Source organism: Indolivaga capnocytophagoides DSM 22835, assembly GCF_000426485.1.
In the GTDB taxonomy this organism is placed as follows: domain Bacteria; phylum Bacteroidota; class Bacteroidia; order Bacteroidales; family Dysgonomonadaceae; genus Dysgonomonas_A; species Dysgonomonas_A capnocytophagoides.
Genome location: NZ_AUFL01000014.1, coordinates 134,396 through 148,071 on the forward strand (window position 1 = coordinate 134,396; position 13,676 = coordinate 148,071).

The 13,676-nt window shown below is 36.8% G+C and carries 12 protein-coding genes; 3 read left to right on the forward strand and 9 right to left on the reverse strand.

Annotated elements, in window-relative coordinates; all coding sequences use genetic code 11:
• The first annotated feature begins 26 nt into the window (after positions 1–26).
• A complete protein-coding gene (locus K322_RS0108750) occupies positions 27–1,124 on the forward strand; it encodes an MBL fold metallo-hydrolase (protein ID WP_035331747.1) in 1,098 nt (365 codons plus the stop codon).
• Between the two features lie 36 nt (positions 1,125–1,160).
• On the forward strand, positions 1,161–1,610 hold the full coding sequence (locus tag K322_RS0108755) for a GNAT family N-acetyltransferase (RefSeq protein WP_026626550.1): 450 nt from the start codon (positions 1,161–1,163) through the stop codon (positions 1,608–1,610).
• A 55-nt stretch (positions 1,611–1,665) separates the two neighbouring features.
• Here K322_RS0108755 and K322_RS0108760 read toward each other — a convergent pair whose 3' ends face one another.
• Both K322_RS0108760 and K322_RS0108765 read right to left on the reverse strand, forming a co-directional pair.
• Complete coding sequence (locus tag K322_RS0108760) at positions 1,666–2,610, reverse strand: AraC family transcriptional regulator (protein ID WP_026626551.1); 945 nt, start codon at positions 2,608–2,610, stop codon at positions 1,666–1,668.
• A 95-nt stretch (positions 2,611–2,705) separates the two neighbouring features.
• The gene (locus K322_RS0108765; protein WP_026626552.1) at positions 2,706–3,347 is read right to left on the reverse strand and encodes a peroxiredoxin-like family protein; all 642 of its coding nucleotides are present in this window, start codon (positions 3,345–3,347) and stop codon (positions 2,706–2,708) included.
• 187 nt (positions 3,348–3,534) lie between these two features.
• On the opposite strand from K322_RS0108765, the gene K322_RS0108770 reads away from it, so the two are divergent.
• Positions 3,535–3,858 carry a winged helix-turn-helix transcriptional regulator gene (locus tag K322_RS0108770; protein WP_026626553.1) on the forward strand — a complete coding sequence of 108 codons (324 nt, stop codon included), beginning with the start codon at positions 3,535–3,537 and terminating at the stop codon, positions 3,856–3,858.
• 256 nt (positions 3,859–4,114) lie between these two features.
• Here K322_RS0108770 and K322_RS0108775 read toward each other — a convergent pair whose 3' ends face one another.
• The 7 genes from K322_RS0108775 to K322_RS0108805 all read right to left on the reverse strand — a co-directional run bounded on the left by K322_RS0108775 (position 4,115) and on the right by K322_RS0108805 (position 13,655).
• A complete protein-coding gene (locus K322_RS0108775; RefSeq protein WP_026626554.1) occupies positions 4,115–4,627 on the reverse strand; it encodes a GNAT family N-acetyltransferase in 513 nt (170 codons plus the stop codon).
• A 228-nt stretch (positions 4,628–4,855) separates the two neighbouring features.
• Entirely contained in the window at positions 4,856–5,653 is a 798-nt protein-coding gene (locus K322_RS0108780) for a class I SAM-dependent methyltransferase (RefSeq protein ID WP_026626555.1), read from the reverse strand.
• 439 nt (positions 5,654–6,092) lie between these two features.
• The gene (locus tag K322_RS0108785; protein ID WP_026626556.1) at positions 6,093–6,362 is read right to left on the reverse strand and encodes a hypothetical protein; all 270 of its coding nucleotides are present in this window, start codon (positions 6,360–6,362) and stop codon (positions 6,093–6,095) included.
• Between the two features lie 146 nt (positions 6,363–6,508).
• Positions 6,509–7,735, reverse strand: a complete 1,227-nt coding sequence (locus tag K322_RS0108790) for a clostripain-related cysteine peptidase (protein ID WP_035331750.1) — start codon at positions 7,733–7,735, stop codon at positions 6,509–6,511.
• A 20-nt stretch (positions 7,736–7,755) separates the two neighbouring features.
• The gene (locus K322_RS0108795) at positions 7,756–8,733 is read right to left on the reverse strand and encodes a hypothetical protein (protein WP_026626558.1); all 978 of its coding nucleotides are present in this window, start codon (positions 8,731–8,733) and stop codon (positions 7,756–7,758) included.
• A 91-nt stretch (positions 8,734–8,824) separates the two neighbouring features.
• The gene (locus K322_RS21160) at positions 8,825–10,138 is read right to left on the reverse strand and encodes a hypothetical protein (RefSeq protein WP_026626559.1); all 1,314 of its coding nucleotides are present in this window, start codon (positions 10,136–10,138) and stop codon (positions 8,825–8,827) included.
• 334 nt (positions 10,139–10,472) lie between these two features.
• On the reverse strand, positions 10,473–13,655 hold the full coding sequence (locus K322_RS0108805) for a TonB-dependent receptor (RefSeq protein ID WP_051290716.1): 3,183 nt from the start codon (positions 13,653–13,655) through the stop codon (positions 10,473–10,475).
• Positions 13,656–13,676: the final 21 nt, after the last annotated feature.

Consider the following 13,676-nt stretch of genomic DNA (forward strand, 5'->3'; position numbering starts at 1 on the left):
AAATAAAAAAGAGACTAAAACGGACGATGATAATTATACTTTCTATATTGGGCATACTTACTATTATTACAGTTATATTCCTGAATCAGGCTAATTTCGGTCGTACGCCCACCGGAGAACGCAAGGAAAGAGTAAATAACTCACCTAACTATCGAGATGGAAAGTTTCAGAATCTGAGTGAAACTCCTCAACTGACAGGAGATAAGGGTTATGCCGCTATAATGTATGATTTTCTTTTTGGTGATTATAAGCGGGTGACACCAATCGGGGAGATTCCTTCTGTAAAAACTGACTTGTTAAATTTAGATCGCACAAAGGATGTACTTGTCTGGTTTGGTCATTCATCTTACTTCATTCAGATAGACGGTAAGCGGATATTAGCCGATCCCGTATTAGATGGAGTGGCTTCTCCAGTATCGTTTCTAAATAAGCCTTTCAAAGGGAGTGATGCGTATAAGACAAAAGATATACCCGACATAGATTATCTGTTTATATCTCATGATCATTGGGATCATCTCGATTATGAGAGTGTAATGGCTCTGAAAGATCGTGTTGGAAAAATAATCTGTGCACTTGGAGTCGGTGAACATTTCGAAAAATGGGGTTTTGATAAGGATAAGATTGTCGAACTGGATTGGAATGAAGAGGCTTCTTTGGGAGAAGGATTTGTAAGCTATTGTTTGCCTGCACGGCACTTCTCGGGTAGGGGATTATCTCCAAATCAATCATTGTGGGCCTCATTCTTACTGCAAACACCTTCAATGAAGATCTATTTGGGAGGAGACAGCGGGTATGATACTCATTTCGAGCGGATAGGAAAACGATTTAGAGGCATAGATTTAGCAATCCTGGAGAATGGTCAATATGGATCGGGGTGGAAATATATACACATGATGCCTGATCAGGTTGTACAGGCAGCTAAAGACTTAAATGCAAAAGCATTATTGCCTGTGCATTCATCGAAATTCAAATTGGCAAACCACCCTTGGGATGAGCCTTTGATACATGTTACCGAGACTGCAGAAAAAGAAAACCAACGCATATTGACACCGATGATCGGAGAAGTGGTTAATCTGAAGGATAGCGTACAGGTTTTCTCTAAGTGGTGGGTCGGAATCGAATAGACTCCTTGTTTTGTAAAATTACTATCTTTGGGATACATGAAGATAATATCTGTACGGGAACATCCTGAATATAAAGACAGGATCATCGTTTTCTTGCAAAAGAGCTGGTCTGAAGTTTTGCCGGAAATATATAGAGATTGTATTGAACATAGCATTGGTTCTCCCAACCCTTTACCGCAATGGTATGTTTTGGAGTCAGAAGGTCTGTTTATTGGCTGTGCCGGGTTGATAACGAATGATTTTATAAGTAGAATGGATCTGTATCCTTGGTTAGCAGCTGTATTTGTCGATGAGCGATTCCGAGGAAATGGATATGCCCATTTGCTTATAGAGAAAGCAAAAGAAGATGCGAAAAAAGCAGGGTTTACGAAGTTGTATTTATCTACCGATCATATAGGCTATTATGAGAAATATGGTTGGAAATACATAGGGAACGGTTATCACCCATGGGAAGAGCAATCGAGAATTTATGAAATAACTTTATAAATAAAAGCTGAACAACACTCTGTTATTCAGCTTTTATTTTATCAGGAACTTATTTTTACAACGGTTTTACCGGAATACATATATCCACAATGAATTTATGCTCAGGGTGTTCGTTGTAATCATTGTGATACAATTCGTAAGTGGAACCTTCTCCCGGTTGATATCCGCTTTCGGTCAGCCATGAGCACATGGTATTCCATGCCAGCTCGAATTCGGTTTCTTTAATTTCGAAATGTCCGATAGCATATTTTCCTGCTGAAACGGTTGATTTTCCAATTTCACCTTCAACCTTTACATCTTTTTCTACAATGATGCTGGCATCCTGACGCACTTTTTCGACACCTGTGACTGCAGGATCATCATGATAAACAGTAACTGTTTTAGTAGAAGAAGTCACAAGACCTCTGGGAACAGCCCATTTAAATAGCTTCTCGTAGGCTTGACCGATCTTATTAAATGCACCCATATGGCGACAATAAATAAGGTTTAGTTCAGGCATTTGTTTGATTTCAATTTTTGTGTCCATAATTATTAATTCATTTAGTTCGACACTGCAAATTTGCTCATTTACCTGCTGTATATTTTTACCTATTTTGCTAATCGGTTTACAATTCTTGCTATATCTGATTCCGTTCTTAATATATATTGCTTTATCAAGCCGGCGAAACTCTTTAGCACTTACTCCGAAAAAAGATTTGAATGCTCTGCTGAAAGATGAGACATTTATAAATCCACACCGGAAAGCAATTTCGCTAATAGTATCTTTAGTGCTATCTTGCAATAGTACCGCTGCTCTTTCGAGCCTGATACGGGATACGAAGTTATTGGGCGTTTCTCCGGTAATGAATGTAAAGATCCGATGGAAATGATAAGGCGAGAATGATGCAATATCGGCCATTACGGATAAATCAATAACTTGACTTATATTTTTACCAATATAATCCATTACCCTGTTGATACGTGCTGTATACTCCTGTCTGCTTAATTCTTTATAATCCATAATGATATAAATTTGTAAATATACAGGATTTTAGAGCATCTGTCTTTGCGAATCTTGCTGATATATAAGTCCCCGTGTTGTCTTTTTTTTCTGTATTATAGATTCTTTATTAATTCTTCGATATCGACTCTGCTCGTGTAATCAGCATCAACAAAGCTATAAGTAATATTGTAATCTTTATCGATGACAAAAACCGCAGGTATGGGAAGTGCATTTTGATTATTGCCATTATGCACGTTTAGGTCAATGCCCAACTGTAAGTAATAAGGTACGACAAAATCTTGTAAATTGAAGGAGATACCAAACTGATTTGCCAGAGTATTATCTTTATCAAATAGAATATCAAATGATAGCTGATTTTTTTCTCTCATATCAGAACTGTATTCTTGTTTTTGGGGTGAAACAGCAATTAATTTAGCTTTCTTATTTTCTATTCGAGAGAGTGCTTCTTGTAATGCCCTTAACTCCAAATTGCAATAAGGGCACCAGTCTCCTCTGAAAAATACCAGAATAATCTTATCGTATTCACCTAATAGATTATCAGAGTTTATAGTCTTTCCTTGGGATGATTTTAAACTAAAAGAACGGGCTTTCATTCCTTTTCTGAAAGAGCGATCCTCTATCCTATCTTTTTTCAAATCGGCAATTGAATCAGCAAAAGCATTCAGTATTTCCTGAGGAAGCTGTGAAGACATTGTTTGATTCAGATTTTCGATTTGTTTTTGTAGATTTGTCATATTCATTTGTTTAAGTAATAGTAAATATTTAATGTTGTATTTTATGAAAACTGACTATTGCTGTTATATTTGAATGGATGATAAATTGGTCTGAGATCATAAAATCGTTTAGCAAAACTCTATATTTTAGTTGAGATGTACAATAACGCATATTTTTATGCGGTAGAGATAAAAAAGTCACTATTTGATGAAAGAAGGTAAAAGAGCCATTGTCGATAAAATATGTCCTCTTGAAATTGCTGTAAATACAATATCCGGAAAATGGAAGATCCCTATTCTCTGGCAAATGAACGAAGGTAAAAAGCGTCCGAGCGAATTTCTTCGGGGCATTGAAAATGTTGACAGACGAGTATTGAATCAGCAGTTAAAAGAAATGGAAGCTGACGGCCTTATTGTTAGAAAATCATTTAACGAGTTACCTCCTCGGGTAGAATACACTTTGACCGAACTTGGAAATAAATTAGTGAAGGTACTTTGGGAACTAAACGAATGGGGTAAGTTGTTGATATAGTTATTGTTTTCTGATTTAACAACGTTATTAGCTTTCATTTACGAATGACTAATGGCTTTTTATGATATTACACAGAATTAGTTATGACTTATTGGCGAGTAAAAGAATCACTTGTTGTGTAAAAGAGGGTAGTTATTGAAAGAGTAAAACCGTAAAACATCTGTCTAATAAAGAGTCTTTTATTCTTAAATCTGGAATAGTCATAACTTAATATGGAGCTGCCGATAAAACAGTTTATGTTCGTTTTAAATTATGTCTATGAAACTCTTAATTTGTAAAAAGGATGATATAGGCCTGTTGGCTCATAAAACTGAATATCTATTTGTCCAAATCCTAGTTTAGCTAATAATTTTTGAGAGGCTTCGTTATTTGGATTGTGTCCTGCATATATATTCTTAGCATGCAGTTCCTCCAATGCATAACGGATGCAATGCAGTGCTGATTCCCCGGCATATCCGTTGCCCCAAAATTCAGGCAGCAGCTGGAATCCTAATTCATAAGAATCTTCTTCTTTGCGAGGTTTTAATCCGCAGCAACCCATGAATTGAGTTGTACTTAATTCGTATAGTTTCCAGTATTGAACATGATGTGTTTTATAATTATTGATTTCTGTTTCTAATCTTACCCTTATTTGTTCTTCATTATAGAACCCATTGGATGAAAGATATTTCATCACTTCCTTGTTTCCCCATAAGGCATAAGCCAGTTCCAAGTCAGTTTCTTTCCATAAAGATAATCCGATCCGATTTGTTTGACAGATAATGTTCATAACCAATATTTAGACGCTATTTTTATTTTCTGCAGATCCTTGTAAATACATAGGATGCTTATCTTTGATAAAGATAGTTATAATAGTTATTTCAGAGAACGATCTGTTTTCCTAATTAAGGACTTATATGCCTTATCTTTTTTATTCCTCACCCGAAAAAAGTGCAGATACTCTTACTCAAAGAATACCTGCACCATTTAAATAGAAGTTAGAATTTTATTCTGTTTGTCAATTATTGAAAGAATTTCTCTCTACTTTTTTTGCGATGAAAAATGTGTAGCCATAGAATTCCTTGTATTTACGGTATAATACTTCTTCATGGCTTTGAGATGCTGCTAGTTCTTCTGCCATTTTATTGCCTGTGTGGCTATTTAGAAATATTTTTGTAGCTGTGAGTTTTGGTGCAAAATAATTCTCTGTCCAACAGGTTTCAGGAAAAACAAAAGTGGCAACAGGAAGATATCCAGCCTTGTGTATCTTAGCTGTCTGATTCGGAATAGTATCTATTTCTGAATAAGCATCCACCCAAAAATCATTGATTTCGGTAGGGCGTTCGTCTGTAAACCACGAACTTTCAGATACAGCAATATAGCCTCCTGTTTTCAAATACTTACGCCACTCTTTGAGTCCTCGTTCGAAGCCGATATTGTAAATGGCACCTTCACTCCAGATAAGGTCTAGAGACTCCTCTTCAAAAGGGAGCTCATTAATCATAGAGGCTACAATTCCTTTTACTCTATTTTGTACACCTAAGTGCTCGGCATTGCGATTAAGGATATCGATAAAGTCGGGGAACAGATCAAGTGCAGTAATTTTTCCATGGACATGTTTGGCGAGTGTCATTGTTTGTCCTCCTGTGCCGCAACCTATATCCGCAATAAGGGATGTCTCGGTCAGATTGTCTATAAAGCTCAAAGCTTTAAGAGTTACATCGGGGCTGCCGGGGCCTTGCCGTTCCATATTTGAAAAAAAATCGCAGATTAAACTAAAATCGAAATCGTGTATTGTTTTATTTTCGTTACTCATTTCATTATTTGTATTTGCATACATGCGAAGACATTACAATGCTTCAGCCATTGTACACAGATTAAAAACTAAATTGTAATAATATAGAAAATACCCTCGAAAAGATTTATCCGAGAGAAAACGAAAGGACAATCTGTACTAGGAATACAGATTGTTTACTACACCAAATCCGATTTAGAGATCTTAGTCATCTTTCAAAGATATGCAAAATATCTTATAGTTGGTGTCAATCGTCTTCATTTGGACAGATATAGCGGGAATAGTTTTGCTCCTGATGGAAATTGATACATAGATAACAAGGTTGGTCTTAACTTTTGTGCCAGTCAAAAGTCATGTGTACATAAACGAGTTGTTGGTGTAATCAGCACAGTATACTTCTACCGTAGGTTACCGATAGAAGTCACTGAGCTTAAAGTTTTGTAAAGATGAAGGAGAGCATTTAGGTGTGTTTTCGAACCTTTCGTATAAATTTGTAGGCATTTAATGAGACATCCTCATAAATACTGTTGTATGCATCCCTTGAAGAAGCAAGTTGCTGTAATAAAAGATCATATTGGTTAAGGCTATCCTCCAGACGGACCAACTCTGTCTCCAGAATTTTACCTTCATCAATAATCTCTTCATTAGAGCTTTTTTGCGATAGCTCTTTCAGTTTTTCCAAGCGTTCAGTCAAAAACTTATGTTTTTGTTTATTTATGCCTACAATCATATCGTTATTTGTGTATTATAATACCATTCATCCAGCCTTGTCAGGTCAGAGAGTCAATCGGATCCAGTCATTATTGTTTTTCTTATATTTTCGTCCACGTTTTTCCCATGTTGATAATGAATATTTACTTTCAAATTAAAGATCGTTCATGGTGCGTACACTTTGCTCCATTCCAACCGGGAGAAATAATATCGGTAATCATTTGTTCCTTCCCATTTCTGCAAAGGAATATATACACTCAAGCCACTGTATTTTGAAGGATTAATTATAAACTTGTTATCTGTACCAACCATAAAAGAGGCAGTGGCTGCTTTGTATAGGACAGTCCGAGAGAGTTGTTCTTCAAAGGAACTGTATTCTTGAGTTGTGCTGTTTTCTTTGATAAAATTCGCAAAATCAAAAAAGATCTGTGGAATATACTTCGTATGATATGTTTGTATACTGTCAGTTGATATATTTCTTATTTCCGGCAACTTCCCCGAAAGAATTCGTTTTGTTTCGGCATACAATCCATCCAGTTCTTTTGTATCTACTAAGGTAATGGTTGCCGATCGAAGGATTTCATATTTCATTTCATTATAGTGCCTGTAAAAAATTGTACAGGCTTCAGTCAATTCTTTTTCACCACCAAACATCAATGGCAGAATTTTGTCATAGGGAGCACCCGAGGCATCATAAGCGGCTGCAAATAAAACTTCAGTCGGTGAAGCCACAAGGTATCTCGACTTGTTACGAAATTCATACAGGCCTTCTATCGTCCCCATTAGGCAAACATCAAACCATATATATTCGGTTGCTCCATCTGGTAAAGCTTTTGCAATGGCATCTACTTCCATATAAGAAATAGAACTATCCTCTATATTGGGATTCTCATCAATGGCTACATATTTCAATCTGATGCTTTCATCCGTTTGTTCTTCTATGTAGGTAGCAGGATACCATCCCATCGAATGAGACCAAATTACTAGTCCGAATCTTTCTGAAGGAATTAATTGCTTTGTTTCCTGAATAACACGTACTAATGTTTCTACATCTGCAGAATTCTCCTCTTCATAGCTTTTCAGGACTGTTTCTGTTCCATCCCGGTTGACTTTGAATAGTTGCGGAGAAGCGTCTTTCCTGTCCAAATACACAACTGCTGTCCCAGCGCTTTTTTTAGCACCTTCTTTTATCTTGCTAATCGTATAATCCACATCATTGTCTAATGAATTATCAGCTGCCAGATAGATTAAAGTAGTGTATGAAACCGGATCAAGAGAGATAAGTTTATCATCATCTGAAGAACATCCTGTCAGAAATAATACTCCAGATAGAAATATTATAAATTTTCGGACTCTGTGCTTAGAATGAATGTATAAAAGATCATTATGCATATGAAATTATATAACGAGAATTACCATTTACTACTTAATGTTTCTATCGGTTTTATAACTATTCCATCCACAAGTATTTGACATGTTACTTTTTTATAATTATTATTTTTAATTAAATCAATCACAGCATCATAGTTGGTTTCTCCATTCACCAAGATATTTCCTGTTGCAAGATCCGTTATAATCTGACATAATCCATTCAATTGTCCCCCGGCATTTGTTACTATATCCCAGTCTATAGTTAAATATGGGGAGAGTTCGCCTACATTCATTTCGATAGAACCTATAGGTGTTAAATTTGTATATTCTAGTATTTCTAGTTTAATTTTCTCAACTCCTGGAAAAACATTTGGTGTATAGAAAAAGCGAACTTTAGTATATTGTTCAGACAGAGGATCTGGTACAGTATCTGCAGGAACATCCAAAAATAACGTTTCGGAAAGTTGTAAAAGATTTATTTTACTTTCTCCTGTCTCTAAAATAGATAATGATTGAGTAAAAATGGGTTCTGTTGTATTTTGTTCATATATTTTCAAAGTGCCATCCAAACCATTCACTTTTTTATAATAATTCAGACCTTTGGTTAATTCTTGTCCGTTTAAAGTTGCCTTGTATTTGTCAGAAATGAATTGGATATTATTTTGAAAAGTAACAAAATCCTCTTCTCTATAAAGTTCAATGTTTTGTCCTGATAACTTAATCAAACGGATTTTTTCGCCAGCTTGACTAATATTATAATCATTGATAGTCAATTCAGCGATATTATTACCTTTCGGAAATATCTTTAATTCTCCTTTCTCGATATTCCTGGAAAACTTGGTATTAGAAATATCCTGTCCGTTAAATTCTGCGATATAGGTAGATCCTAATGGATAAACAATATCTAAGCTTAATTCATAAAATCCTGCTATATCGTCATTAAGTTCATCATTTTTATCACATCCAACAAAAAGTGTCGATATGAAAGTAAGTAACACAAAAAAAGGTATTCTATTCATTATTATTGTAATAACAATAGCTGGATGGTTGTAGCATAAATACTCACCGTCCAGCTACTTTGGTTTATAAATACTTAATAGACATTCGATTTTATTTAATCCAGCTGTCTTGTAACCAGCTCGCTACACGTGCATTTTTGTCAATGGCTCCTTTATACTGCGTATTAGTAAACCACGAGTCTGTATGAGTGTAGTAACTTCCGTCTATTGCTGCCCCTCCGGTAGGTCTCAATGCATTAGAGTTATAATAATCGCCAAATGGGGTATCAAGTATCAGATTATTCCAAGCTCTAGCAAGATTACTTACATCAGGTGTAAATGCATTAAATTCTTGATTTGCAACTGCAGATGAAACTACATTGTTCAATAATATGAACGAATTAGTTGTTTCTTTAAGTATGCCTGAAGGAAATCCATAAAGTATACTATTAACTAATGTAAATTGTGTATTTCTACGGAAATTGGCTGCAGATTTCAAAGAAACACCTGCATTAGTTTTGCCTGTTTCTGTTCCTACAATAGTTAAGTTACTTAGTACAGGACGAGTAAAAGGTTCGGCTCCTGATGAACTTCCATCATTGTCACACTCAATGCCATTAGGATCACTTGAATAGCTTAATGAAGGGTCAATCGTTGAAACTGCAAACTGGATGCGTCCCCGGTAACCAAAGTCGAAGTCAAAAGCGTCATCATCTGTTGCTGTAGAAACCAAATACTTAGCATCTACGGTTCCTCCGAAGAACTCAAATGCATCATCAGCTCCCTGATATGCCTGTAAATGGTCTAATGTAGTTCCGCTGCCAACACCGCCAAAAGTAAATGCGTTTAATTCATTCGCTTCTGAGATTTTTGCTCCAGCATATTCGACACGTACATAACGTAGTGTTCCCGAATTATCATTGGCAGTACCTAGTCCGGCTCCGCCACCTCCATAATACACATCAACTCCTGATGGAACCACTGTTGGGTTAATACCTTCTATTAACTGGTCAGTTCTGTTAAGAGGAGCTTTACCGAGAAGAACAAGTCCACCCCAACCACCTTTCAGCCCGTTCTGTGCTGTCAGGATTACTGGATTTGTAACAGTGCCTATAGCACTAATTTTTGCCCCACGTGTTACAATTAAAGCAGAGGCTAATTCCGGATTAGAATTGTATACTCCTTTTACGGTTGTTCCGGCTTGAATAGTTAATGTGGCAGGAGCCTTTACATAGACTTTACCATTTAGGATATACTCATTAGTATTACTCCATGTAACATCCGAAGTGATAATGGTGTTGTGTGGTATAGTTACTGTTGCTTTTGTTGCTATATTTGCAGGGCCTTCGTCCGAGAATTCGTTAGAACATCCTGTAAACAAAATAGAGACTGCTGTTGCGGTCAAGAAAAAAATAAGCTTTTTCATTTTTTTTTACTTTTAAGTGTTTCTTAATTTCCCCTTTTAATTAACTTCTTCGGTTTTTACTCCCAGCTGAGAGAAGCGGATGTGTTTTCATTTCCGGTGCAAAATGTCCGTAAAACGACCTTCCAGAAAACATTGTTTTGTTGCTTTGCGGAAAACGATGAACATGCCTTATTATGTATTGGTTTTTCCTTTAAGGGTAAAAAACCTCTTATATCTGTCATTGTATATTCCAAGTTTCGGCAATCCTCAAAACAATAATCGATTCTCTCTACATACTTGATAAGTACTTATCTATTCTTATATTGGTGACGTCTCACCAGATGGTCATTCTTTTCTAAAATTTATAACTTGCATTTATTGATATATTTATGCCTTTTTTTATTCGGTTCATAACATAATCCCCTTTATTATAATTCATATCTTTTGTTAGATCGAGATAGGTGGTTCCCGGCTTTCCCGTTTCAGGATTAGGATTTTCTGTAGTATAGTCTACTACACGTGTATTTCGATACACTATAATATCTTGGTTAAAAATGTCTGAGATATTAAACTTTAATTCTAAGCGTTGATCTTTCATCAAACGAGCCGAAAGTTGCAAGTCTAATACATCCCGTGAATTTTCATACTGATCGTATTTGGTCTCTTCTCCGGCATAGACCAATTTGCGTCCATTGCGATTATAGTTGGCAGCAGCACCTATTATACTTCCCTCATAGGCAATTCCCAAATTGAAGGTATAGGGGCTTAATCCCTGTAAGGGCCGGTTACGGTCGAAGTCGGGATTAGAATCTTCTATGTTCGGATTTAATAGTTTTTCCTGATTGTATTTCACATTAGCTTTCATCCAGGTATAGTTTCCCGTGAAATAGAGGTCATGCAATAGCGGAGAAATAAAGACTAATTCTTTTCGCCAGTTAAACTCAAAGCCTCTGGCAGTAGAGTTATCAAGGTTCATACTATACATTTCGAAATTCTGCATATCGCTTAACATTCGCATTACCATCTCCACCGGCTTGATAAATTTTTTCTGGAAATAGCTGACCGAGATTACCTCTCCCGAACGTGGATACCATTCTACTCGTATATCATAATTATTAATACGACTTTGTTCGAGATTCGATCCATTTATTACCCATACACGGTCGTCTACATTATAATAGCTTGATTGAGATAGCTCTCTAAAATCCGGTCGGGCAAGTGTTTTACTGTATGAGAATCTGGCGTTTAATTCGGGAGTAATGCTATAGATAAGAGTTGCTGCCGGTAGCCAATCCGTCTTCTTTATCGTGGTTGTGCTATCTATAATACCACCACCAATTGTTTTTTCCAGCATTTCAGTCGTTACTTCCATATTGTTTCTTTCCATACGTACACCACCTATCAACCGTATTTTTTTTAAGAGGCTAAAATCTCCCATCAAATAACCCGAATGAATGTCCTGTTTGCCTTCGTAATAATCAGCTTTGGTTCCTTGCATTCCAGAAAGTTCATAGATTAAAGGATTACCTCCAAAATGCTCAGATGCATAAAATTCTTCTATTGGCAAAGAATTTATAGAGTTATCTATTTTTCCTTTCATTGCTTTTAAGTATTGTTGTTCAAAATCAGCTCTGCGAAATGCACCTGAATATCCAGTCTTAATACTCTGGCGGTTACCTTCTATGATAAAAGGATATTCGAGATTTGCTCCAATATTCTTTTTAGTTTCATGCAGCTTGCTGTACATGATATGCCCACTCCCTACATTAAAACTATTTCCATAGTCGGTAGCCCATCCCCAGTTAACAAAGCTTGCACCTTCCGGAGACTCTCCGACAATAGAGCCTTGAGCCATGCGGTCGTCAGGATTTGTTCTGGTGATATTGTTATAAGAGGCATTCCATGAAGCGATCAGCTTTCCTCCGAAGAGGTCATGTTTTCCGTCTAGTTGAGTTTGCCAAAGGCTACTTACTAATGGTACACTGTATTGTTCTACAAGTTTATAGTTTTCATAATATTTGTGGATAAACCGTTGCTGGTTGTTATGATTGAACCTATTATTGAATAAGTTTCTCCAGGTAATATTGTGCCCTGATATTCGCCATCCTGCATTTAGTACAGCTCCTATACTTGTGGTTGCTCTGTAACGATATGAACCCTTACCGGATGGACTAAAGATACTGTCGCGAGTAATCATATTCCCTTCAAGAATCTTTTCTGTATTTTCTTCATGTCGATAGGTTAGAGCTGCTACAACACCCAAAGAGTTTTTACCCATATGGATCGGAATCCCGGCTGTGAGACTGTAGCTCTGCAAAGGCATGGCTGTATATTTACCCAAACCATAGGTGTTTTTTTGTCCCGCATTAATGATATTCTGCGCTGTAGCTGATTCATCTCCACCTGAATACCATTTACGTTTGTCGATTTCGCCAAGAAACCAGTCGGAGCCGAAACGTTTACTGCTGTAAAAATCTTTTCCTGTACTGATTGTATTCATTCCTGTTCCAATTCCTAGGTTCAGAAATTTTTCTTCGGGAACCGCCAAAGTATTTACTTCTACCAATCCTCCTGTAAATTCACCCGGCATATCTGGCGTAAAGGTTTTGCTGATAGTCACATTATCCACCAGACTGGAAGGAATAACATCAAAGGCAAAATTACGACGGTTCGGTTCGGTGCTCGGAAGCGAGGCTCCGTTGAGTTGTACATTGTTGTAACGCTCGCTCATACCACGTACTGTTACATATTTACCGTTATCAATGGTAACTCCCGATACACGTTTCAAAACTTGTGCTACATTATTATCGCTGGTTTTCTTTATCATATCGGCACTCACTCCATCGCTTACAACAGCTATATTCTTTTGTCTTGCGTATAAGCCGGAAGCGGACGCCTCACTATATGTTGCAGTTACTACAACCTCCCCGAGTTGGGTTGTAGCTTCCTTGAGTACAACATCCAGCGGAGTTATTTTACTTGATGTTATCTTTACATCTTTTACGAGTAATGTTTCAAAAGACATAAACGCGATCTGTATGTCTGTGACTCCCGAAGGTATATTTGATAATTTGTATTTTCCATCGGCATCGGTAGTTGTTCCGATTGTTGTACCGGGAACGCTGACCGTAGCTCCTGTAATCGGTGATCCCTTTTCATCGAGTACTGTTCCTTGCAAGATTCCCTTTCCCCGGGGGGCAGCTGTATCGTTTACTTCTTTGGACAGTCTTTTGATTACAATAGAGTTATCGGGCATACTCTTGAAGGTAAATCCTGTTGATGCCAGGCTTTTAGATAATAATATGTTGATATTCCGGCTTTCTGAATTTATCGCAGGCACCTGAATATTGCTGAATAATTTGTCGTCATAAATAATGTTTCTACCGCTGTTTGTTGCAATCCACTCTATACGGGATTTTAATGATTCCTCAGGTAGTTGAATTACTTTATTCTGGGCATTAAGCCATGCTGGTAGTGCCATTTCTAATACGAATAGTAATATGTACCCAAAAATCTTTTCTGCTGGAAAATGTTTCATCTGCTATTTTTCTTTTTTTTA

Excerpts from the sequence above, each read along its gene's own strand:
- K322_RS0108750 (WP_035331747.1), top strand. The coding sequence starts at position 27 with ATGATAATTATACTTTCTATATTGGGCATACTTACTATTATTACAGTT.
- K322_RS0108755 (WP_026626550.1), top strand. The coding sequence starts at position 1,161 with ATGAAGATAATATCTGTACGGGAACATCCTGAATATAAAGACAGGATC.
- K322_RS0108760 (WP_026626551.1), bottom strand. The coding sequence starts at position 2,610 with ATGGATTATAAAGAATTAAGCAGACAGGAGTATACAGCACGTATCAAC.
- K322_RS0108765 (WP_026626552.1), bottom strand. The coding sequence starts at position 3,347 with ATGACAAATCTACAAAAACAAATCGAAAATCTGAATCAAACAATGTCT.
- K322_RS0108770 (WP_026626553.1), top strand. The coding sequence starts at position 3,535 with ATGAAAGAAGGTAAAAGAGCCATTGTCGATAAAATATGTCCTCTTGAA.
- K322_RS0108775 (WP_026626554.1), bottom strand. The coding sequence starts at position 4,627 with ATGAACATTATCTGTCAAACAAATCGGATCGGATTATCTTTATGGAAA.
- K322_RS0108780 (WP_026626555.1), bottom strand. The coding sequence starts at position 5,653 with ATGAGTAACGAAAATAAAACAATACACGATTTCGATTTTAGTTTAATC.
- K322_RS0108785 (WP_026626556.1), bottom strand. The coding sequence starts at position 6,362 with ATGATTGTAGGCATAAATAAACAAAAACATAAGTTTTTGACTGAACGC.
- K322_RS0108790 (WP_035331750.1), bottom strand. The coding sequence starts at position 7,735 with ATGCATAATGATCTTTTATACATTCATTCTAAGCACAGAGTCCGAAAA.
- K322_RS0108795 (WP_026626558.1), bottom strand. The coding sequence starts at position 8,733 with ATGAATAGAATACCTTTTTTTGTGTTACTTACTTTCATATCGACACTT.
- K322_RS21160 (WP_026626559.1), bottom strand. The coding sequence starts at position 10,138 with ATGAAAAAGCTTATTTTTTTCTTGACCGCAACAGCAGTCTCTATTTTG.
- K322_RS0108805 (WP_051290716.1), bottom strand. The coding sequence starts at position 13,655 with ATGAAACATTTTCCAGCAGAAAAGATTTTTGGGTACATATTACTATTC.